This window comes from Enterobacter sp. ECC-219, assembly GCF_043966805.1.
Taxonomy (GTDB): domain Bacteria; phylum Pseudomonadota; class Gammaproteobacteria; order Enterobacterales; family Enterobacteriaceae; genus Enterobacter; species Enterobacter cloacae_N.
Genome location: NZ_CP143680.1, coordinates 4,570,085 through 4,592,513, shown reverse-complemented (window position 1 = coordinate 4,592,513; position 22,429 = coordinate 4,570,085). Strand labels below are relative to the sequence as shown.

At 56.7% G+C, this 22,429-nt stretch carries 20 protein-coding genes and 5 tRNA genes; 19 read left to right on the top strand and 6 right to left on the bottom strand.

The features are described 5' to 3' along the window. Positions 1–20: 20 nt before the first annotated feature. The 19 genes from mltB to V1603_RS21740 all read left to right on the top strand — a co-directional run bounded on the left by mltB (position 21) and on the right by V1603_RS21740 (position 14,613). Complete coding sequence (gene mltB, locus V1603_RS21830; protein ID WP_170228335.1) at positions 21–1,121, top strand: lytic murein transglycosylase B; 1,101 nt, start codon at positions 21–23, stop codon at positions 1,119–1,121. 324 nt (positions 1,122–1,445) lie between these two features. Then, entirely contained in the window at positions 1,446–2,099 is a 654-nt protein-coding gene (locus V1603_RS21825) for a metal ABC transporter ATP-binding protein (RefSeq protein ID WP_116344152.1), read from the top strand. Next, complete coding sequence (locus V1603_RS21820; protein ID WP_166712185.1) at positions 2,096–2,956, top strand: metal ABC transporter permease; 861 nt, start codon at positions 2,096–2,098, stop codon at positions 2,954–2,956. Before V1603_RS21825 ends, V1603_RS21820 begins: the two co-directional genes overlap by 4 nt. Before the next feature lie 14 nt (positions 2,957–2,970). After that, positions 2,971–3,849 carry a metal ABC transporter substrate-binding protein gene (locus V1603_RS21815; protein WP_395313259.1) on the top strand — a complete coding sequence of 293 codons (879 nt, stop codon included), beginning with the start codon at positions 2,971–2,973 and terminating at the stop codon, positions 3,847–3,849. Positions 3,850–3,978: 129 nt separating this feature from the next. Next, positions 3,979–4,476, top strand: a complete 498-nt coding sequence (gene pncC / locus V1603_RS21810) for a nicotinamide-nucleotide amidase (RefSeq protein WP_061097290.1) — start codon at positions 3,979–3,981, stop codon at positions 4,474–4,476. An 89-nt stretch (positions 4,477–4,565) separates the two neighbouring features. Continuing rightward, positions 4,566–5,624 carry a recombinase RecA gene (gene recA / locus V1603_RS21805; RefSeq protein ID WP_028014189.1) on the top strand — a complete coding sequence of 353 codons (1,059 nt, stop codon included), beginning with the start codon at positions 4,566–4,568 and terminating at the stop codon, positions 5,622–5,624. Positions 5,625–5,692: 68 nt separating this feature from the next. Continuing rightward, positions 5,693–6,193: a recombination regulator RecX gene (gene recX / locus V1603_RS21800; protein ID WP_233003269.1), complete on the top strand. Its 501-nt coding sequence runs from the start codon at positions 5,693–5,695 to the stop codon at positions 6,191–6,193. A 131-nt stretch (positions 6,194–6,324) separates the two neighbouring features. Beyond that, positions 6,325–8,952: an alanine--tRNA ligase gene (alaS, locus tag V1603_RS21795; RefSeq protein WP_116344148.1), complete on the top strand. Its 2,628-nt coding sequence runs from the start codon at positions 6,325–6,327 to the stop codon at positions 8,950–8,952. A 241-nt stretch (positions 8,953–9,193) separates the two neighbouring features. Further along, complete coding sequence (gene csrA / locus V1603_RS21790) at positions 9,194–9,379, top strand: carbon storage regulator CsrA (RefSeq protein ID WP_000906486.1); 186 nt, start codon at positions 9,194–9,196, stop codon at positions 9,377–9,379. 342 nt (positions 9,380–9,721) lie between these two features. Further along, positions 9,722–9,814: transfer RNA gene (locus V1603_RS21785), tRNA-Ser, on the top strand. 4 nt (positions 9,815–9,818) lie between these two features. After that, positions 9,819–9,895 (top strand) — tRNA-Arg (locus V1603_RS21780). Positions 9,896–9,959: 64 nt separating this feature from the next. Next, positions 9,960–10,036: transfer RNA gene (locus V1603_RS21775), tRNA-Arg, on the top strand. Positions 10,037–10,065: 29 nt separating this feature from the next. Then, positions 10,066–10,142 (top strand) — tRNA-Arg (locus tag V1603_RS21770). Positions 10,143–10,170: 28 nt separating this feature from the next. After that, positions 10,171–10,247: transfer RNA gene (locus V1603_RS21765), tRNA-Arg, on the top strand. A gap of 258 nt (positions 10,248–10,505) precedes the next feature. Then, entirely contained in the window at positions 10,506–11,072 is a 567-nt protein-coding gene (yqaB, locus tag V1603_RS21760; protein ID WP_116343828.1) for a fructose-1-phosphate/6-phosphogluconate phosphatase, read from the top strand. After that, positions 11,069–11,497, top strand: a complete 429-nt coding sequence (locus V1603_RS21755; RefSeq protein ID WP_008499541.1) for a YqaA family protein — start codon at positions 11,069–11,071, stop codon at positions 11,495–11,497. The genes yqaB and V1603_RS21755 overlap by 4 nt, the downstream gene beginning before the upstream one ends. 83 nt (positions 11,498–11,580) lie before the next feature. After that, a complete protein-coding gene (gshA, locus tag V1603_RS21750) occupies positions 11,581–13,125 on the top strand; it encodes a glutamate--cysteine ligase (protein WP_316380162.1) in 1,545 nt (514 codons plus the stop codon). A gap of 153 nt (positions 13,126–13,278) precedes the next feature. Then, positions 13,279–13,794 carry an S-ribosylhomocysteine lyase gene (gene luxS, locus V1603_RS21745; protein WP_014884972.1) on the top strand — a complete coding sequence of 172 codons (516 nt, stop codon included), beginning with the start codon at positions 13,279–13,281 and terminating at the stop codon, positions 13,792–13,794. A gap of 54 nt (positions 13,795–13,848) precedes the next feature. Beyond that, a complete protein-coding gene (locus V1603_RS21740; RefSeq protein WP_395313258.1) occupies positions 13,849–14,613 on the top strand; it encodes an AraC family transcriptional regulator in 765 nt (254 codons plus the stop codon). On the opposite strand, the gene leuA is transcribed toward V1603_RS21740, so the two are convergent. From leuA to proX, 6 genes are all read right to left on the bottom strand, one after another. Then, entirely contained in the window at positions 14,600–16,255 is a 1,656-nt protein-coding gene (leuA, locus tag V1603_RS21735; RefSeq protein WP_395313257.1) for a 2-isopropylmalate synthase, read from the bottom strand. The genes V1603_RS21740 and leuA overlap by 14 nt on opposite strands. A gap of 96 nt (positions 16,256–16,351) precedes the next feature. Continuing rightward, positions 16,352–17,899 (bottom strand): multidrug efflux MFS transporter permease subunit EmrB, encoded by a 1,548-nt coding sequence (emrB, locus tag V1603_RS21730; RefSeq protein ID WP_163330118.1) that lies wholly within the window; start codon positions 17,897–17,899, stop codon positions 16,352–16,354. Positions 17,900–17,915: 16 nt separating this feature from the next. Beyond that, entirely contained in the window at positions 17,916–19,088 is a 1,173-nt protein-coding gene (emrA, locus tag V1603_RS21725) for a multidrug efflux MFS transporter periplasmic adaptor subunit EmrA (protein WP_395313256.1), read from the bottom strand. Positions 19,089–19,216: 128 nt separating this feature from the next. Further along, complete coding sequence (gene mprA / locus V1603_RS21720; RefSeq protein WP_061099626.1) at positions 19,217–19,747, bottom strand: transcriptional repressor MprA; 531 nt, start codon at positions 19,745–19,747, stop codon at positions 19,217–19,219. A gap of 315 nt (positions 19,748–20,062) precedes the next feature. Then, complete coding sequence (locus V1603_RS21715) at positions 20,063–21,247, bottom strand: MFS transporter (RefSeq protein ID WP_192984389.1); 1,185 nt, start codon at positions 21,245–21,247, stop codon at positions 20,063–20,065. Positions 21,248–21,424: 177 nt separating this feature from the next. Further along, the gene (gene proX, locus V1603_RS21710) at positions 21,425–22,420 is read right to left on the bottom strand and encodes a glycine betaine/L-proline ABC transporter substrate-binding protein ProX (RefSeq protein WP_139784221.1); all 996 of its coding nucleotides are present in this window, start codon (positions 22,418–22,420) and stop codon (positions 21,425–21,427) included. Between the last annotated feature and the right edge of the window lie 9 nt (positions 22,421–22,429).

Here is a 22,429-nt window from a genome sequence, read left to right as displayed (position 1 = left end):
ACCCGTTAAATGGATGTCTCATGTTCAAGCGTCGTTATGCAGCGCTGTTGCCTGCGCTTATCCTGCTGTCTGCCTGTAGCAGCAAACCTAAGACCGAAGCCGTTCAGCAAACGGCGGGCGCGCCTTCCGGGGGATTCCTGCTGGAGCCGCAGCACAATATGATGCAGATGGGAGGCGACTTCGCGAATAACCCGGCGGCCGAGCAGTTCATCGATAAAATGGTGAGCAAACACGGTTTCGACCGCCAGCAGCTGCATGAAATTTTGTCTCAGGCCAAGCGTCTGGACTACGTGCTGCGCCTGATGGACAGGCAGGCACCGTCCGCCCAGGTGCCGAGCGGGCCAAATGGCGCATGGCTGCGCTACCGCAAACAGTTTATTACCCCGGACAACGTGCAAAACGGCGTGGTGTTCTGGAACCAGTATGAAGATGCGCTCAACCGCGCGTGGCAGGTCTACGGCGTGCCGCCGGAAATCATCGTCGGGATTATCGGCGTGGAGACCCGCTGGGGCCGCGTGATGGGCAAAACCCGCATCCTTGATGCGCTGGCGACGCTCTCCTTTAACTACCCGCGCCGCGCCGAATACTTCTCTTCCGAGCTGGAAACCTTCCTGCTGATGGCGCGCAACGAGCAGGACGATCCGCTCGATTTGAAAGGGTCGTTTGCCGGCGCGATGGGCTACGGCCAGTTTATGCCGTCCTCCTATAAGCAGTATGCCGTCGACTTTAACGGAGACGGCCACATTAACCTGTGGGATCCGGTGGATGCCATCGGCAGCGTGGCGAACTACTTCAAAGCGCACGGCTGGACGCCGGGCGGGCAGGTGGCCGTGCAGGCGAACGGCGAGGCGTTTGGTCTGGAAAATGGCTTTAAAACAAAATACAGCGTAGCGCAGCTAACGGCGGCAGGCTTAACGCCAACCCAGCCGCTGGGCAACGTTGACCAGGTGAGCCTGCTGCGTCTGGATGTGGGAACCGGGTACCAGTACTGGTACGGTATGCCGAACTTCTACACCATCACCCGCTATAACCACAGTACGCACTACGCGATGGCGGTGTGGCAGCTGGGGCTGGCGGTGTCTCAGGCGCGCGTTCCTGCGGCGTCACCGTTTAGTCAGTAAGTCGCTTTATTCCCCCTCTCCCTGTGGGCTGAGGGATCCCCACAAAATAATGTTTGCATGGACTACCCCCTCTCCCTTGAGGGAGAGGGCTGGGGTGAGGGCACCCGCGCGCACCTATTTCCTGCAGAAACATTTCGCCACACTCCCGTTTCAAACCCGCCGTTTACATCTCTGCCGTCTTTCATTATTGTTATGTTATAACATTTAATTAGGTGTCGAGATGTCAACCTCCCTTTTTTCTCTTTCTGCGCCGGTTCGGCTTTTGCTGGCGCTGGGACTTACTGTGTTGCTCGGCCTGGCCGTGCGCTGGGCGGTGGCGCTGCCATGATTGTGATGAACGAACTGGTTGCGGGCTATGACCGCCAGCCCGTCACGCGTCCGCTTTCGGGTGTGATTGAACGCGGCAGCATGACCGCCATTATCGGCGCTAACGGCTGCGGGAAATCCACGCTGCTGAAAACGCTCGCCGGATTTATTCCGCCCGTCAGCGGCAGATTTCGCTGGCAGGGTAGACGACCGGTAATCGGCTGGCTGGCACAGCGTCACGCGCTGGAGGCGCAGTTTCCGCTGACCGTGCAGGACGTAGTAAGCATGGGCTGCTGGCCCGGAATTTCGCTTTTTGCCGGTTTTCGTCGTGAAGCGCGCCTGCGTATTAGTGGCGCACTTGAGCGCGTGGGGCTGGAGTCAATGGCGTTATCCACTATCGATGAACTCTCCGGCGGCCAGTTTCAGCGCATGCTGTTTGCCCGCGTATTAGTGCAGCAGGCGCCGCTGGTAATGCTGGACGAGCCTTTTACCGGCGTTGATGAAGCAACCTGCAACGTGCTGATGGATCTGATGCTGGAGATGTATATGCAGGGGCAAACCCTGCTCGCGGTGCTGCACGACAGCGAGCGCGTGGCGCGCCACTTCCCGCAGACGCTGCGGCTGGATGCTGATATTCCCCAGTGGAAAACCGAGCGGGTGAGGGTGGCATGATCTGGCACACATTCTTCCAGCCGTTTATTGAGTACGGCTTTATGCGTCGCGCGCTGGTGGTTTGCCTGGCGCTTTCTATCAGTACCACCGCGCTCGGCGTGTTTCTTCAACTGCGTCGGATGAGCCTGATGGGCGATGCGCTTTCTCACGCCATTTTGCCCGGCGTCGCCGTGGGGTATTTGCTCAGCGGGATGTCACTAATGGCGATGACCGTCGGCGGGTTTATCGCCGGAATTGCCGTTGCGCTGGTGGCCGGGCTGGTCAGCCGCCGCACGCCGCTGAAAGAAGATGCCAGCTTTGCCGGATTTTACCTGGGTTCACTGGCGCTGGGCGTCACGCTCGTTTCGCTGCGCGGCTCGAATGTCGATCTGCTGCATCTGCTGTTTGGCTCCATCCTCGCCGTGGACAATGACGCCGCGCTGTTTGTGACCGGCGTGTGCATCTTCACCCTTATCACGCTGGCCCTTTTTTACCGCGGGCTGGTGACGGAGGCGTTTGATACCGCCTGGCTGCAGGTGAATACCCGCTGGCTGCCCGGGCTGTTGCACGGCCTGTTTCTGGCGCTGCTGGTGCTTAACCTGGTGGCCGGTTTTCAGGTGCTTGGCACGCTGATGGCCGTCGGGCTGATGATGCTCCCGGCGGTGGCGGCGCGCTGTTGGGTACGCACCTTACCCGGATTACTCCTGATGGCCGGTATCAGCGGTATTTTCTGCGCGTGGCTGGGGCTGAGCCTCTCCTGGGCGGCAAGTTTGCCCGCGGGGCCGTCCATTGTGCTGACTGCCAGCGCGCTGTTCTTTATTTCCATTTTATTTGGCACGCAAAGCAGGCTTGCTGGCAGTCTGCGGGCGCTTTTTTAACGTAAGGGGAAACGATGAAACGTACAGGATTAATCATGGCGCTTGCGCTGGGGATGATGTCGCATAGCGTAATGGCGAAAACGCTGAATGTGGTCACCAGCTTTTCGATACTGGGGGATATCACGCAGGAGGTGGGGGGAGATCGCGTGAACGTGACGACGCTGGTCGGGCCGGACGGCGATCCGCATACCTTTGAACCGTCACCAAAAGACAGCGCGGCGCTGAGCAAGGCTGACGTAGTAGTGGTCAACGGCCTGGGGCTGGAAGGCTGGCTCGACCGTCTGGTTAAAGCCTCCGGGTTCAAAGGGCAGCTGGTCGTCGCCTCAACCGGAGTGAAAACCCACACGCTTGAGGAAGATGGAAAGAACGTGACCGATCCGCACGCCTGGAACAGCGCGGCGAACGGTGCGCTGTATGCACAAAATATTCTGAACGGGCTGGTGAAAGCCGATCCGGAAGGCAAAGCGGCGCTGGAGGCTTCAGGGAAGCCGTACATTGCGCAACTGACTCAGCTGGACGGCTGGGCTAAAACACGCTTTAGCCAGATCCCGCAGGAAAAGCGTAAAGTGCTGACCAGCCATGACGCGTTCGGCTATTTTGGCCGCGCTTACGGCGTAACCTTCATGGCACCTCAAGGACTCTCTTCCGAGAGCGAGGCCAGCGCGGCGCAGGTTGCGGAGATTATCAATCAGATTAAAGCCGACGGCGTGAAAACGTGGTTTATGGAAAACCAGCTCGATCCGCGTCTGGTGAAGCAGATTGCGTCGGCGACGGGCGCACAGCCGGGCGGCGAACTTTACCCGGAAGCGCTGTCGGCCAAGGGTGGGGTGGCAGACACCTACGTTAAGGCGTTTCGTCATAATGTCGATACGATTGCGAACAGCATGAAATAACATTTCTATAGCCGGTGCGCCCGCACCGGCTTTTTTCTGAAGCCCCCTCGTAAAACCTGAAGCGCATCCCCATATCTGACGAGAAAGTGCTATCTTGTGCTGCACGTTTTTTTCAAGCCTGGAGCAAGAATGACTGACCATGAATTGATGCAGCTTAGCGAGATCGTTGGCCTTGCACTGAAGCAGCGTGGCGCGACAATTACCACCGCAGAATCCTGCACCGGCGGCTGGGTGGCGAAAGCGATTACCGATATCGCCGGCAGTTCCGCCTGGTTTGAACGCGGCTTTGTGACCTACAGTAACGAAGCTAAGGCGCAGATGATTGGCGTGCGCGAAGCCACGCTGGAACAGCATGGCGCGGTCAGTGAACCGGTTGTCATTGAAATGGCCATTGGCGCGCTGAAAGAGGCGCGGGCAGATTACGCCGTTTCCATCAGCGGTATCGCGGGGCCCGACGGCGGCAGCGACGTGAAGCCTGTCGGCACCGTCTGGTTCGGGTTTGCCACGTCCAAAGGGGAAGGGATCACCCGCCGGGAGTGCTTCAGCGGCGATCGTGAAAGCGTGCGTCGTCAGGCAACCGTGTATGCGTTAAAAACGCTCTGGCAACAATTTCTACAAAACACTTGATACTGTATGACCATACAGTATAATTGCACCAACAGAACAGAAGTCCATGGTGAAGCGCAGTTGCTTCTCCCGGCATGACAGGAGTAATAATGGCTATCGACGAAAACAAACAGAAAGCGTTGGCGGCAGCACTGGGCCAGATCGAAAAGCAATTCGGTAAAGGCTCCATCATGCGCCTGGGTGAAGACCGTTCCATGGATGTGGAAACTATCTCCACCGGTTCGCTTTCTCTGGATATCGCACTGGGCGCGGGCGGTTTGCCGATGGGGCGTATCGTAGAAATCTACGGTCCGGAATCCTCAGGTAAAACGACTCTGACCCTGCAGGTTGTTGCAGCGGCGCAGCGCGAAGGTAAAACCTGTGCGTTTATCGATGCCGAGCACGCGCTGGACCCGGTCTATGCCCGTAAGCTGGGCGTTGATATCGACAACCTGCTGTGTTCCCAGCCGGATACCGGCGAGCAGGCGCTGGAAATTTGTGACGCGCTGGCGCGCTCTGGTGCGGTTGATGTGATCATCGTCGACTCCGTTGCGGCGCTGACGCCAAAAGCGGAAATCGAAGGTGAAATCGGTGACTCTCACATGGGCCTCGCGGCACGTATGATGAGCCAGGCGATGCGTAAGCTGGCCGGTAACCTGAAGCAGTCCAATACGCTGCTGATCTTCATCAACCAGATCCGTATGAAAATTGGTGTGATGTTCGGTAACCCGGAAACCACCACCGGTGGTAACGCGCTGAAATTCTACGCCTCTGTCCGTCTGGATATCCGCCGTATCGGCGCGGTGAAAGAGGGCGAGAACGTGGTGGGTAGCGAAACCCGCGTGAAGGTTGTGAAGAACAAAATCGCCGCACCGTTCAAACAGGCTGAGTTCCAGATCCTCTACGGCGAAGGTATCAACTTCCTCGGCGAGCTGGTTGACCTGGGCGTGAAAGAGAAGCTGATTGAAAAAGCGGGCGCCTGGTACAGCTACAACGGTGACAAGATTGGTCAGGGTAAAGCGAATGCTATCTCCTGGCTGAAAGAGAACCCGGCTGCGGCGAAAGAGATTGAGAAGAAGGTGCGTGAGCTTCTGCTGAACAACCAGGACTCCAAACCTGATTTCGTGGTGGATGCTGCGGATGCTGAAGAAACCAACGAAGACTTTTAAGTCTCTCGTGTAAAGATGAAGGGCTGCTGACGCGGCCCTTTTTGCATTTCTGAATCTGCAGGTTTTTTATGAGTGAACCGACATCACGCCGACCCGCCTACGCGCGCTTGCTGGACCGTGCGGTACGCATTCTCGCCGTGCGCGACCACAGTGAGCAGGAGCTGCGGCGGAAGCTGTCAGCGCCCGTCATGAGCAAAAACGGGCCGGAAGAGATTGATGCCACTGCGGAAGACTACGACCGCGTGGTGGCCTGGTGTTATGAGCATCATTACCTGGACGATGACCGCTTTGCCTCGCGCTTTCTTGCCAGCCGCGGCCGCAAAGGGTATGGGCCCGTGCGCATCCGGCAGGAGCTGAACCAGAAAGGGGTAGCCAGGGAGTCCATCGAAAAAGCGATGCGCGAAAGCGACACCGACTGGTGCGAGCTGGCTAAAGAGCAGGCTATTCGTAAATACGGCGAACCGCTGCCGCGTGAATTTTCAGAAAAAGTCAAAATCCAGCGCTTTTTGCTCTACCGCGGCTTTCTGATGGAAGATATTCAGGATATCTGGCGTAATTTTGCCGATTGAACGCATGCGGGATTTTACTTCCCACTAAAGAAAACTTATCTTATTCCCACTTTTTCCAGTAGCTGGTCTGTCCAACGGTTTACCGATACAGGCTGGCTACGACATTTCGTTAGCTTGATTTCAGGATAATTATGAGCAAGAGCACCGCTGAGATCCGTCAGGCGTTTCTCGATTTTTTCCATAGTAAGGGACACCAGGTTGTTGCCAGCAGCTCCCTGGTACCGAACAACGATCCGACTCTGCTGTTTACCAACGCCGGGATGAACCAGTTCAAGGATGTGTTCCTTGGTCTCGACAAGCGTAATTATTCCCGCGCTACAACCTCACAGCGTTGCGTGCGTGCGGGCGGTAAACACAACGACCTGGAAAACGTCGGTTACACTGCGCGTCACCACACCTTCTTCGAAATGCTGGGTAACTTCAGCTTCGGCGACTACTTCAAACACGATGCCATTCAATACGCGTGGGAACTGCTAACCGGTGAAAACTGGTTCAACCTGCCGAAAGAGCGTCTGTGGGTTACCGTCTATGAAACCGATGACGAAGCGTTCGAAATCTGGGAAAAAGAGGTCGGTATCCCGCGCGAGCGTATTATTCGCATCGGTGATAACAAAGGCGCGCCATATGCGTCTGATAACTTCTGGCAGATGGGTGATACCGGTCCTTGCGGTCCGTGCACCGAGATCTTCTACGATCATGGCGACCATATCTGGGGCGGCCCTCCAGGTAGCCCGGAAGAAGACGGCGATCGCTATATTGAGATCTGGAACATCGTCTTCATGCAGTTCAACCGTCAGGCTGACGGCACCATGGAGCCGCTGCCGAAGCCGTCCGTTGATACCGGTATGGGCCTGGAGCGTATCGCCGCGGTTCTGCAGCACGTTAACTCCAACTACGAGATTGACCTGTTCAGCACCCTGATCAAAGCCGTTGCAGAAGTGACCGGCGCGACCGATCTGAACAACAAATCGCTGCGCGTTATCGCAGACCATATTCGTTCCTGTGCGTTCCTGATTGCTGACGGCGTTATTCCGTCGAATGAAAACCGTGGCTACGTGCTGCGTCGCATCATTCGTCGTGCGATCCGTCACGGCAACATGCTGGGCGCGAAAGACACCTTCTTCTACAAACTCGTTGGGCCACTGATTGGCGTGATGGGTTCAGCCGGTGACGAGCTGAAACGCCAGCAGGCGCAGGTTGAGCAGGTTCTGAAAACCGAAGAAGAGCAGTTTGCCCGTACGCTGGAGCGCGGCCTGGCGCTGCTGGACGAAGAGCTGGCGAAGCTTAAGGGCGACACGCTGGACGGCGAAACCGCTTTCCGCCTGTACGATACCTACGGCTTCCCGGTTGACCTGACGGCGGACGTTTGCCGCGAGCGCAACATCAAGGTTGATGAAGCAGGCTTTGAAGCCGCGATGGAAGAGCAGCGTCGCCGTGCGCGTGAATCCAGCGGTTTCGGTGCAGACTACAACGCGATGATCCGCGTTGATAGCGCGTCTGAATTTAAAGGTTATGAAGCGCTGGAACTGACCGGCAAAGTGACCGCCCTGTTTGTTGACGGTAAAGCCGTAGACAGCATCAGCGCGGGCCAGGAAGCCGTCGTCATTCTGGACAAAACCCCGTTCTATGCGGAATCCGGTGGCCAGGTTGGCGATAAAGGCGAACTGAAAGGCAACGGCTTTAGCTTCAGCGTAAGCGACACCCAGAAATACGGTCAGGCGATTGGTCACCAGGGCAAACTGGTTTCCGGTTCTCTGAAAGTGGGCGAGGGCGTACAGGCTAACGTTGATGAAGCACGCCGCGCGCGTATTCGCCTGAACCACTCTGCAACCCACCTGATGCACGCTGCCCTGCGCGACGTGCTGGGCACCCACGTTGCACAGAAAGGTTCTCTGGTTAACGACAAGGTGCTGCGTTTCGACTTCTCGCATTTTGAAGCGATGAAACCGTCTGAAATCCGCGCGGTGGAAGACCTGGTGAACGCGCAGATCCGTCGTAACCTGCCAATCGAGACCCACATCATGGATCTTGAGGACGCGAAGAAAAAAGGTGCGATGGCGCTGTTTGGCGAGAAATATGACGAGCGCGTTCGCGTGCTGAGCATGGGTGACTTCTCTACCGAGCTGTGCGGCGGTACTCACGCCTCGCGCACCGGTGACATCGGCCTGTTCCGCATTGTTTCCGAATCCGGTACGGCGGCAGGTGTGCGTCGTATTGAAGCGGTAACCGGTGAAGGCGCAATCGCCAGCCTGCATGCGCAGAGCGATCAGCTGCACGACATCGCGCAGCTGCTGAAAGGCGATAGCCAGAACCTGAGCGAGAAAGTGCGCGTTGCGCTGGATCGTACCCGTCAGCTGGAAAAAGAACTTCAGCAGCTGAAAGAACAGGCTGCGGCGCAGGAGAGTGCAAACCTCTCCAGCAAAGCGGTAGACATTAAGGGCGTCAAACTGCTGGTCAGCGATCTGGCGGGCGTGGAGCCTAAGATGCTGCGTACTATGGTCGACGATCTGAAGAACCAGCTTGGTTCAACGGTTATCGTGCTGGCGACGGTGGCAGAAGGTAAGGTTTCTCTGATTGCGGGCGTCTCTAAGGATGTGACCGACCGCGTTAAAGCAGGGGAACTGATTGGTATGGTCGCCCAGCAGGTGGGCGGTAAGGGTGGCGGTCGTCCGGACATGGCGCAAGCCGGTGGTACGGATGCGGCGGCACTTCCTGCAGCATTAGCCAGCGTTGAAAGCTGGGTGAGCGCGAAATTGTAATAACTACAAAGCACAATCAGACGCCATAGCGGTAACGTTATGGCGTCTTGTTCACTGTGCTATCGATAACGATAAAGTCAGGTTGAGTTTGTGTATATCGGCTAAACTTACGTTTAACAGAATGTGATGCCGTGACTGCTTACACTTTACGTGTTTGTCATCGCTTACTTTTTGGCGTTATATGATGGATAATGCCGGGATACAAGAGACCCGACTCTTTTAATCTTTCAAGGAGCAAAGAATGCTGATTCTGACTCGTCGAGTTGGTGAGACCCTCATGATTGGGGATGAGGTCACCGTGACAGTTTTAGGGGTAAAGGGTAACCAGGTACGTATTGGTGTTAACGCTCCTAAAGAAGTATCTGTCCACCGTGAAGAGATCTACCAGCGTATCCAGGCTGAAAAATCCCAGCAGTCCAGTTACTGATATTGTCGCGTCTCGCTGTCGGGCGAGACGCAACCCTCCCGCTATTTTTCCTGCTTAAAGTTACCGTTTAATTTCAATCGCTCTCTTTTTAACCACTACGTTGCCCTTAACTCGTCTCAACACCGCCATTTCGTCAGATGTTTTCTGTGGCGTTGCCTGCAAAATCCGCTTATAAAACACCCTCTTTGCGGCTTTTACATGCGAATTGCGTGTGATTTGTGCAAACGATAAAAGCTTTTGGAAAATTGTTTGACTTATAAGTCCCAGAAAGTAATATATGCGCCACGCAGCGACGAGAAGCTCTTAACGAGTAACTCGAAGCACTCGAAAGAGGCGTTGTGTGGTGAGGTGGCCGAGAGGCTGAAGGCGCTCCCCTGCTAAGGGAGTATGCGGTCAAAAGCTGCATCCGGGGTTCGAATCCCCGCCTCACCGCCATTTTGCATCCGTAGCTCAGCTGGATAGAGTACTCGGCTACGAACCGAGCGGTCGGAGGTTCGAATCCTCCCGGATGCACCATCTATTACTTCATATTGCTTTAGAAGTGATATGAATATCGAGCAGTACAGTAGTAAATCCCGATGCATCCGTAGCTCAGCTGGATAGAGTACTCGGCTACGAACCGAGCGGTCGGAGGTTCGAATCCTCCCGGATGCACCATTTACTATCTCTGAAAGCAGTACCCTGATGCATCCGTAGCTCAGCTGGATAGAGTACTCGGCTACGAACCGAGCGGTCGGAGGTTCGAATCCTCCCGGATGCACCATTTACTGTTTCTAAAAGCATTTCCCGATGCATCCGTAGCTCAGCTGGATAGAGTACTCGGCTACGAACCGAGCGGTCGGAGGTTCGAATCCTCCCGGATGCACCATATTCTCCTGGATAACAGCGATGCTGTTGTTTTAAGGTCTGCGAGTTAATCGCAAGCACCAGGGAGGATAACGTTGCTTTAGCAACGGCCCGCAGGGCGAGGCGTAAGCCGAGTAATCCTACCGGATGCACCATCTCTTCTGCCTTTCCCTTCGATGTTTAGTTCTTAATCACTCTCGTTGTTATCATTTCGCAATCAGCGACAAAAACCACCTTTTACGATAAAGTAATGCTTTGTTAATCGTTTAGCGAGAGCACGATGTACGCACAGTATGACGGTTTGATCTTCGACATGGATGGCACCATCTTGGATACCGAACCCACGCATCGTCAAGCCTGGACCGAGGTCCTTGGTCGCTACGGCATGCGTTTCGACCTTCAGGCGATGATTGCCCTCAACGGATCCCCTACCTGGCGTATTGCGCAGGCCGTGATTGAACTGAATCAGGCCGATCTCGACCCACACCTTCTCGCGCGTGAAAAAACCGATGCGGTAAAAGCCATGCTTTTAGATACCGTACGCCCTCTGCCACTGATTGATGTGGTAAAAGAGTGGCACGGGCGTCGCCCGATGTCTGTCGGTACGGGCAGCGAGAGCGCGATAGCAGAAGCGTTGCTCAACCATCTTGGCCTGCGCCACTATTTTTCTGCCGTGGTTGCCGCCGATCATGTTAAAAATCACAAGCCCGCACCGGACACCTTTCTGCTCTGCGCAGAATTAATGGGCGTACCGGCGGCAAAATGCGTCGTGTTTGAAGATGCCGATTTCGGTATTCAGGCCGCGCGTGATGCCGGAATGGATGCGGTGGATGTGCGCTTGCTGTGAGTGACGCGCTGTCACTTGCCTCATTATTCGCCAGCAGTTTTCTAAGCGCCACGCTGTTACCGGGAAATTCGGAAGTGGTGCTGGTGGCGATGCTGTTGTCCGGCGTCAGTCAGCCCTGGCTGCTTGTATTAATAGCAACAATGGGTAATAGCCTTGGAGGGCTGACTAACGTTATTCTTGGGCGTTTCTTTCCGCTGCGCGAAAAGTCGCGCTGGCAGGAAAAGGCAGTCGGCTGGCTAAAACGCTATGGCGCTGCCACGCTGTTATTAAGCTGGATGCCTGTAATAGGCGATTTACTGTGTCTGCTGGCGGGATGGATGCGCATCTCCTGGGGACCGGTGCTCTTTTTTTTGTGCCTTGGCAAGGCGTTGCGCTATGTTCTCGTGGCGTGGGCAACACTACAGGGTATGACGTGGTGGCACTAATTGGTGGAATGAATACGCGACCTTCAATCGTCAACCATTACAATTATGCTGAGTAACATTACTTTGACAGGCGGGAGGTCAAATTGATCCCGGACGTATCTCAGGCGCTGGCCTGGCTGGAAAACCACCCTCAGGCTCTGAAGGGTATTCAGCGTGGTCTTGAGCGTGAAACGCTGCGCGTTAACGCGGACGGTAGCTTAGCGACGACGGGTCACCCGAAGGCGTTAGGCTCGGCGCTGACACATAAATGGATCACAACCGATTTCGCTGAAGCGCTGCTGGAGTTCATTACGCCGGTGGACGGCGATATCGATCATATGCTGACGATCCTGCGCGATATCCATCGCTACACCGCGCGCAATCTTGGCGATGAGCGCATGTGGCCGCTCAGCATGCCGTGCTATATCGAGCAGGGCCAGGAGATTGAGCTGGCGCAGTACGGCACGTCAAACATTGGCCGGCTGAAAACGCTCTATCGCGAAGGTCTGAAAAATCGCTACGGCGCACTCATGCAGACTATCTCTGGCGTGCACTACAATTTCTCTTTGCCGATGGCGTTCTGGCAGGCGAAGGGGGGAGAAACGGATAAAGAAGCGATCTCCGCCGGTTATTTCCGTCTGATCCGCAACTATTACCGTTTCGGCTGGGTGATTCCGTATCTGTTTGGCGCGTCGCCTGCCATTTGCTCATCGTTCCTGCAGGGGAAACCGACCACGCTGCCGTTCGAAAAGACGGAGTGCGGAATGTACTATCTCCCGTACGCGACTTCTCTGCGCATGAGCGATCTGGGCTATACCAATAAATCGCAAAGCAATCTCGGTATTACGTTTAACGAATTGCACGAATATGTGGCAGGATTGAAGCGGGCGATCAAAACCCCGTCGGAAGAGTACGCGAAAATCGGCCTCGAAAAAGACGGAAAGCGCCTGCAAATCAACAGTAACGTATTGCAGATTGAAAACGAACTGTATGCGCCAATTCGTCCGAAGCGCGTGACGCGCAGCGGAGAAACGCCGTCGGATGCGCTGCAGCGCGGCGGCATTGAATACATTGAAGTGCGCTCGCTGGACATCAACCCGTTCTCACCGATTGGCGTTGACGAGCAGCAGGTTCGCTTCCTGGATCTGTTTATGGTCTGGTGCGCGCTGGCGGATGCGCCGGAAATGAGTTCAGACGAATTGCTTTGTACGCGCACGAACTGGAACCGCGTAATTCTGGAAGGGCGCAAGCCTGGCCTGACGTTAGGCATTGGCTGCGAAACGGCGCAGTTCCCGCTGGCTAAGGTGGGTAAAGATCTGTTCCACGACCTGAAGCGTGTTGCCCGGACAATGGACAGCATCGACGGCGGCAACGCGTATCAACAGATCTGCGACCAACTGGTGGAAAGTTTTGATAATCCGGAACTGACGTTCTCTGCGCGCATTCTGCGTTCTATGATTGATCAGGGCATTGGCGGCACGGGGCGTTCACTCTCAGCGGAGTACCGTGAGATGCTGATGCAGGAGCCGTTAGAAGTGCTGAGCGAAGCGGATTTTGTCGCGGAACGCGAGGCGTCCGTTGTGCGTCAGAAAGAGGTTGAAGCGGCGGATACCGAGTCGTTTGAGGCGTTTCTGGCGAAGCAGGCTTAAGCAGAAAAGAAAAAGGCCACATCGCTGTGGCCAAAATATACATCTCTGAATTCAGGGATGATGATAACAAATGCGCGTCTTTCATATACTCAGACGCGCGTTCTGTAGAAGAGTTCAGTTTATTTTAAAAAAAATCACTATCGGAGGTGACGTATGCCGTTATTAGATAGCTTTACTGTCGACCATACCCGTATGGAAGCACCTGCAGTCCGCGTGGCGAAGACCATGCACACCCCGCACGGCGACACGATCACCGTCTTCGATCTGCGCTTCTGCGTGCCGAATAAAGAAGTGATGCCGGAGAAAGGCATTCACACTCTGGAACACCTGTTTGCCGGTTTCATGCGTGACCACCTGAACGGCAACGGCGTTGAGATCATCGATATCTCTCCGATGGGCTGCCGTACCGGCTTTTACATGAGCCTGATTGGTCAGCCGGAAGAGAAACGCGTCGCCGATGCGTGGAAAGCGGCCATGGAAGACGTGCTGAAGGTGAAAGAGCAGAACCAGATCCCTGAGCTGAACGTTTACCAGTGCGGAACTTACCAGATGCACTCTCTGGAAGAAGCGCAGGACATCGCCCGTCACATCATCGAGCGTGACGTTCGCGTGAACAGCAACGAAGAGCTGGCCCTGCCAAAAGAAAAACTGCAGGAGCTGCACATCTAGTGCACCTTTTCCCTCTCCCACCGGGAGAGGGTAGGGTGAGGGTGGTTTAACCCCATGACCACAACCTCTACGTTCTCCTTTACCCATCGTCCCCTCGTTCCGTTTGCCCATGATTACGTTCATGGCGACAGCGAGCCGTGGCACGAGCACGACTGCGCACAGCTGCTGCACAGCCTGACGGGCGTCGTGCGGCTCGATACGGCATCAGGTTGTTGGGTTGTTCCTCCCGGGCGCGGCGTCTGGCTACCGGCGGGAACACAGCACTCGCTTCGCATCACCGGCAACGTTGCAGCGCGAACGCTGTTTGTCGATCCGCTGGCGCGGGCCGATCTCCCGGCCACCTGCCAGATCGTGCAGATCGCGCCGCTGTTGCGCGAGCTTATCCTCGTCTCCCTTACTTTACCTGAATCGTACTCACCGGGAAGCCGGGATGAGCGCGTCTATGAGCTCATTCTGGATGAAATTCGCACTATGCCGGTGCTGCCGTTTCACCTGCCGGAGCCGGAAAGTGAAGCGTTACGCCAGCTGTGTCGGCAGGTCCGTCAGTCACCAGGTGAAAGCTGGAGCGGTCAACAGAGCGCGAGCCTGCTCGGCATGAGCGAGCGTACCCTGAACCGCCATTTTCAGCAGCAGACGGGATTAAGCTACGGCGAGTGGTTGAGAAGGGCGCGTCTGCTGGAAGCCTTAGTGCGGCTGGCGCAGGGCCAGCCGGTATTACGCGTGGCGCTGGATATGGGGTACGGCAGCCACAGCGCCTTTACGGCAATGTTCCGCCGGGTGATGGGCTTTTCACCCAGCGATTACTTTAAGAACGACTAACCGCGTTAAACAGAGCCTGAAGCGACGCGCGCGCCACGTCGCTGTCAATGCCCACGCCCCAGCTGCTGGTGCCGTCCTGGAACAGGCAGCGAATATAGGCCACCGAGCGGCTGTCGCTGCGTTCACCCAGCGTATGCTCGTGATAATCCTTAATCACAAACGGCGCATTGACCCAGCGGCTTAAACCCTGAGCGGCAGCGGAGAGCAGCCCGTTACCCTGACCCTCCAGCTGACGGGTTCCCCCCTGCGTGACGACGCTTGCCGTCAGCCGCAGCTGGCCATCCTGCTGGCCGTCACTGCGGTAGGATTGCAGCGCAAACTGCGGCGTGGTCACCAGCCCGTAGCGGGTGCGGAACAGCTGCCAAAGCGCGTTCTGCGTCATCTCTTTTCCGTGGCGGTCGGTTTCCTGCTGCACATGCTGGCTGAAATCCTGCTGCAGGGCGCGGGGCAGTTTCAGCCCATGATTTTGCTCGATAAGCCACGCGCTGCCGCTTTTTCCTGACTGGCTGTTCACGCGGATCACCGCTTCGTAGGTGCAGCCGATATCCTGTGGATCGACGGGCAGATAGGGCATCTCCCAGCGATCGCCAGGCCTGCGGGCATCAAAGCCTTTCTTGATGGCATCCTGGTGCGAGCCGGAGAAAGCAGTATAGGCCAGCCGTCCTGCCCACGGATGGCGCGGGTGCACCGGCAGCTGATTGCAGGTTTCCACCGTTTCCACCACCCGGTTCATGTCGCTGAAATCCAGATTCGGGCTAATGCCCAGGCTGTAGAGGTTCATCGCCAGCGTCACCAGACAGACGTTACCCGTGCGTTCACCGTTGCCGAACAGGCAGCCCTCCACGCGGTCCGCGCCCGCCATTACGGCCAGCTCGGCGCTGGCAACGCCGGTACCTCGGTCGTTATGCGGATGCACGCTAATGCAGACGTCGCGGCGGCGGCTGAAGTGGCGACAGAAATACTCAATTTGGTCGGCATAGACGTTTGGCGTGCTGACCTCGACGGTGGCGGGTAAGTTGATAATCATCGGACGTGCATCGCACGGCTGCCAGATCTCCGCCACGGCTTCACAAATCTCCAGCGCAAACTCCGGCTCGGTAAAGCAGAAGGTTTCCGGGGAGTACTCGTACTGCCAGCAGGTATCCGGGTTCTCTTCGCACAGCTGGCGGATAAGGCGCGTGGCGCGCGTGGCCAGCTCGACGATCTGCGCTTTCTCCATGCCGAATACCAGGCGGCGGAACAGCGGGGCGGTGGCGTTATACAGGTGGATGGTCGCCTGCTTCGCGCCACGCAGGGATTCGAAAGTGCGATGAATGAGATCTTCCCGCGCCTGAGTTAACACCTGAATCGTGACGTCATCCGGGATGCGGTTCTCTTCGATCAGCTGGCGCACAAAGTTGAAGTCGGTCTGCGAGGCGGACGGGAAGGCCACCTCAATTTCTTTAAACCCGCAGCCCAGCAGCAGGTCCCAGAACTGCAGCTTGCGCGCGCTGTCCATCGGCTCGGCAAGCGCCTGGTTGCCGTCGCGTAAGTCGGTCGAGAGCCAGCGCGGCGCGCGAGTGATGCGTTGCTCCGGCCAGCGACGGTCGGGCAATGAAACGGTGGAATAGGGTTGGTATTTGTCGGCGGGTGTGTTCAGCATGATGCGCTCCTGTTGTCTTTTCACTATCGTGAATTGATTTCAGGAGCGCTGCTTTATCGAAACTGACAATCGCTGTCGCGTTCTGGACAACGCGAATTAGTGCGCGCCACCGCCGCCGCTACCGGCGCCAAACGGCGGTTTAGCAAACCACACCAGCCCCAGCAGGACGATGAAGATCCCCGCCGATATCCAGAAAATCTCGTTCGCCGAGATAATCAGCCCCTGGTTAGTGATCTGCTGGGCAATCCAGCCGGAGGCCTGCTGCTCCGTCATCCCCATACCCTCAAGCTGGCTGTACATCTGCTGAGCGTTAGGGTTGAACGGGTTCACCGCTTCGGTCAGCTGGGCATGGTGCATCGATTCACGGTTGGTCCACAGCGTGGTGGTGATCGACGTCCCGATAGAGCCCGCCAGCGTACGGGTGAAGTTCGACAGGCTCGATGCCGCCGCCATGCGCTCGGGCGGCAAGCCGGAGAGCGTAATGGTGGTCAGCGGCATAAAGAAGCACGCCACGGCAAAGCCCTGAATGAACTGCGGCCACGCGGAAGCGCCAAAGTCCATTCCCGGTTCGAACGTATACGCGCGCCAGTAGAAGCACACGGCGTACATAATGAAGCTGAACGTCACCAGCCTGCGCATATCGAGCTTATGGGCAAAGCGGCCAATAATCGGCGACAGCAGAACCGGTATTAACCCGACAGGTGCAGACGCCAGCCCCGCCCAGGTCGCGGTATAACCGTACACCTCCTGCAGTAGCTGCGGCAGCAGAACAATCGCGCCGAAGTAGAGCATATAGGCGAGGCTGATACACAGACAGCCGATGGTGAAGTTTCGCGATTTGAAGAGCGAGAGATCGACTATCGGGTTATCGTCCGTCAGCTCCCAGACAATCAGGAAGCTAATGGCGACCACGGCGACCACCGTCAGCACGATGATTTCCGTAGAGGCAAACCAGTCCAGCTCTTTACCGCGGTCGAGCATGATCTGCAGGCTACCGATGCCGACAACCAGCAGCGCCAGCCCGATGCCGTCAATGCGCCGCTGTTCGGTCCGCGTTTCGCGACCGCGCAGAGACTGCAGCGTCATCAGCACCACCAGCGCACCGATGGGCACGTTGATGAAGAAGATCCAGCCCCAGTGGTAGTTATCGCTGATATAGCCGCCGAGGATAGGCCCGCAAATCGGCGCGACAATCACGGTCATCGACCACAGCGCCAGCGCGATGGAGCGTTTGGCAGGCGGATAGTTGTTCAGCAGCAAACTCTGGGACAGCGGGATCAGCGGCCCGGCGACAATCCCCTGAATGACGCGGAAGAAGATCAGCATCGTCAGGCTGCTGGACATGCCGCACGCCCAGGAGGCCAGCACGAACAGGATTGTCGACCAGAGGAACAGCTTCACCTCACCGACGCGCTTCGCCAGCCAGCCGGTGATCGGAATGGAGATGGCGTTTGCCACCCCAAACGAGGTAATGACCCAGGTCCCCTGGCTCAGCGACGAGCCAAGGTTACCGGCGATCGTTGGGATCGCCACGTTTGCGATGGTGGAGTCCAGCACCTGCATGAATGTCGCCAGCGACAGCGCGATGGTCATAATGACCAGCTGCGCGCCTTCCAGCGGTTTTTGCGGCTTTTGCTGTTGCATAACGCTCACCTTCGGATTAACCGGCGTTTGCCTTCACGATGTCATCGATCAGCTTGTTGACCGGATCGAGGCTAATTTCACGGGCGTTACTTTCATAAGCCGGCGTGCTTCGCACCTGGCTTGCGAGGATTTGACCGTCGCGGTTGGCGGTATCGACCGTCACAAGCGTTGAGAGGCCGATACGCAGCGGGTGATCCGCCAGCTGTTTGGCATCCAGTTCGATACGCACGGGCAGACGCTGAACCACTTTGATCCAGTTACCGGTGGCGTTCTGCGCAGGCAGCAGGGAGAAGGCGCTGCCGGTCCCCATATCCAGGCCAACCACTTTCCCGGTGTACTTCACGTCATCGCCGTAGATGTCGCTGACGACCGTCGCGGTCTGGCCGATACGCATATGGGCAAGCTGCGTCTCTTTAAAGTTAGCGTCTACCCACAGGTTGTCTGCCGGCACGACCGCCATCAGCGGCGTGGTTGGGCTAATCTGCGCTCCTGGTTGAACGGAACGGCGGGAGACGTAACCGGTCATCGGGCTGACGATTTTAGTACGCTGCAGGGCAAGCCACGCGTTGCGCACTTCGGTCGCCGCCTGCTGCACGGCGGGCTGGTTTTCCAGGCTGGTGCCGAGCACCATCGCCTGGTTGGCGTTGTACTGCTGAATGGCCACGTCAAGCTGTGCCTGAGCGCTGGCAACCGCGTCGCGCGCGTGCTGCAGCTCTTCACGGCCAATCAGGTTGGCGGTGCCGAGCGGAACGCGGCGGTTCAGGTCGCTCTGCGCCTGCGCCAGCGCGGTTTTCTGCACGTCGATGTTGGCCTGCAGCTGCTTACTGTTGATCATCAGCTGGCGGGTCTGACGGACGCTGGAGGCCAGCGCGGTCTGGGCTTTCTCAAAGGTCTGCTGGGCATCGGTTGGATCGAGGGTCACCAACACATCGCCTTTTTGCACAAAGTCGGTATTGTCAGCCCAGACTTTCGTCACGCTGCCCGACACCTGCGCCATAATCTGTACCTGGTTCCCTGCCACGTATGCGTCGTCAGTCTCTTCTGCATGACGCAATACTAAAAACCAATAGATCCCATATGCCACGGCAATAATAATAAAGAGCAAGGTCAACAGAAGAAGGGCACTTTTACGTTTGCCTTTCTTGTTGGCCGGTTGCTGCGGGGTAGTGCTCTCCGCATTTGCGCTCATTGTTGTTCTCCACGATCTTCTTATTTTCACATCGGCTGAGCCGACCTGTTGTCAGAAAGGCCAGCAGTGTGACGTGCTGGCCTGTCGGTTTTCTTTTATAAATCTGGATTGTTGAGCGTGTCGTCGCGTTAGCGCAGCGCCTCAAGAACTGCGCCTTCTTCATCCATCTGGTCCAGACGGGTGAGCAGCTTGCGAGTGATGTGCTCAAGCTGGTCGCGCTCGGCGGTGCTGAGGGCAGACCAGAGTTTGTGCAGGCAATTGTGCTGAGGTGGCAGCACCTCACGCAGGAACTGGTGACCTTTATCGGTCAATTGCAGATGCAGGCAGCGGCGATCGTTATCGCTTTCACGGCGCTCAATCCAGCCGCGCTTTTCCAGTTCATCAGCAATACGGGTCGCATTGGTACGGGACGATCCCAGCGCGCAGCTCAGCTCAGAAGGCTGAATACTGTGGTTTTCCTGAGACTCCAGCGTAATCAACGCCATAAACAACGTCTCGTTAATCCCTTGAGCTTTCAGCATTTTATTACGATTTTCCAGCAGCTTACCCTGCATGTGCATGCACAGGCGGGTCAGCAGGATCTCCTGATACGGGAAGTCCTCATGACGACTGGCGCGGAATTTAAGCATTTGTTCAATGGGCGTAAACGAACTATCCATTTTGGGCATAACCTCATTAATTACAGCCGATATAGTAACGATGGTGACAAATAATGTAAATGGATTATTTGTGCGGTTATATCCGCCAAATGAATGCCACCATCAGAAAGCGCCGGGTAAGTCCGTGACCCGGTGAGCACAGAAAGCGTAGGGTATGAACCCGCTGAAGAGAGGATGTGAGGACGGGGGTCTGAACTATTCATGCCAATTGTAGATATGTCACCCACATTAAAATTTCTGGGATAAATGATTACGTTTACATTAACAGACTGCCGGGCCCCTTTACACCCTAAGAGGCCCAAAGCAATGTAAAACTTAGTGAATTGCTTCCTGACGATGGTAGCCGCGCCACCACACAACTAGGTTAAGCGCGGCGACGATTGCGCCAATTCCGCACACACCTGACCAGCCGGCGTGCTGCCATGCCGACGCCGAAATTAACGAACCTGCTGCCCCACCAATGAAGTAGCTGGTCATGTATCCGGCCGTGAGGCGGTTACGCGCCTCGGGCTTCACGCGGTAAATCACGGTCTGGTTGGTGATATGCACACCCTGTACGGTGAGATCCAGCACCAGAATACCGACGATCAGCGCCAGCACCGAGACGTGTCCATACCAGATAGCCGCCCAGGAGAGCAGGAGCAAAACCAGTCCGGCGGTCGTGGTGATATGCGATTTGCCTTTGTCGGCCAGCCCGCCTGCCGGGCGCGCGCCCAATGCACCGGCGGCACCGGCCAGGCCGAACAGACCAATCACCCCTTCTGAATAGTTAAACGGCGGTGCGGCGAGCAGAAATGCCATCGACGTCCAGAGAATGCTGAAGTTAGCGAAGGTTAGACACCCCAGCAGAGCGCGGGTGCGCAGCAGTTTATCCTGCGTGAACAGGCTAAACACGGAGGCCAGAAGCTGCGGGTAATTCAGGTGGTTCTCCTGCTTCACCTTCGGTAGCCCGCGCCACAGCGCCAGCGCCATCACCACCATCAATACGCTCGCCACCCAGTAAACGGTGCGCCAGCCGCCGAGGCTTGCCAGCAGCCCGGCAACGGTACGCGCCAGCAGGATCCCGAGCAGTAGGCCGCTCATAATGGTACCCACCACCTTGCCGCGTTTTTCCGGGGAGGCGAGGGTTGCTGCGAGGGGCACCAGAATTTGCGCGACGACGGAAAACAGTCCCGTTAGCGCGGTGCCGACGATCATCATCGTCAGCGACTGGCTGCTGGCGGTGATCAGCATGCCGCCTGCTGCCAGAAGCGTCATCGAAACAATCAGCATCCGGCGTTCAAACATATCGCCGAGCGGCACCAGGAACAGCAGCCCGGCGGCGTAGCCAAGCTGTGCGGCGGTGACGATAAAGCCTGCTGAGCTGGCGGAAAGGTCAAACGCGCGGGCGATAGTATCGAGCAGAGGCTGCGCGTAATAGTTGCTGGCGACTGCCAGACCCGTTGCCACGGACATTAAAAGGATGAGTGCGGGACTAAGCCCCTGAGATGTTTTTGTCATGGGTTTCAGGAATCGTTAGTTAAGTGATTATTTTTCCGGAAACTATAATAACCAATGATTGTGAATGTTGGGGGATTGTTATGTGTGTGTTTGTGCGGTTTGGGTTGGGTGCGGTTTGAGCCCCTCACCCCGGCCCTCTCCCCGAAGGGGAGAGGGTTAGGGTGAGGGGTGTTGTTTTTACTTCTGCGCTTCAAGCGCCTCTTTCACCCAGCCGTCAAACTGCTGCTGGTGAGCTTTGATCCAGCCGTCCACGTGGCCTTTCACATCCGCCTCAGAGGATTTGCCCGCGTGCATCATCGCATTCTGGGCGTTGATGTCCGCCAGCGGCAGCTTCATCACCGAGAACAGCTTCGCCGCCGCCGGGTTTTTCTCCGCCCAGGCTTTATTAGCCACGATATGCATGGTGTTCACCGGGAAGCCGTAGTTCATGCCGTTCGGCAGTTTGGTGTCGATATCTTTCTGCTCGCCCGGCAGGGAGGAGAACGGTACCTGCAGCCACACCACGTCTTTACCCGGCTTCAGCACGTCGCTCACCCAGTACGGTGTCCAGGTGTAGTAGATCACCGGTTTCCCCTCTTTAAAGCGGGCAATGGTGTCGGCCATCATCGCTGAATAGTTGCCGTGGCTCACGTCGACGGTTTTCGCCAGATCGAACGCTTTGTTCTGGTGGTTAATCACCGCTTCACAGCCCCAGCCCGGCGAGCAGCCCATCATGTCGGCCTTGCCGTCACCGTTGGTGTCGAACAGTCTGGCGATCTTCGGATCTTTCAGCTGTTCAATATTGGTGATGTGATACTTATCGGCGGTTTTCTTGTCGATCAGATAACCCTGCGCCGCACCCGTCACGAAGGTCCCTTCGCGATAGAATTTCTTGTCGCCACCGGCGGCAGCATACATGTCGTCGTGCAGCGGCTGCCAGTTCACCGCGGTAAAGGTGGCGTCACCGGAGGCAATCGAGGTGTAGCCCACGTTGTAATCCACTTCGCTCGGCGTGTTGACCGTATAGCCCAGCTTCTCCAGCGCGCGGCTGACGATCAGGGTCTGGAAGCTCTCTTCCGAAATGGTGCTCTGCACCGGCTGCACGGTAATGCCTTTACCCGGCAGGTCAGCCGCAAACGCGCTGGTGGAGACAAGGGTGGCAAACGCTGTAGCAAAAAGTACGCTCTGTCGCATCGTTGTTCC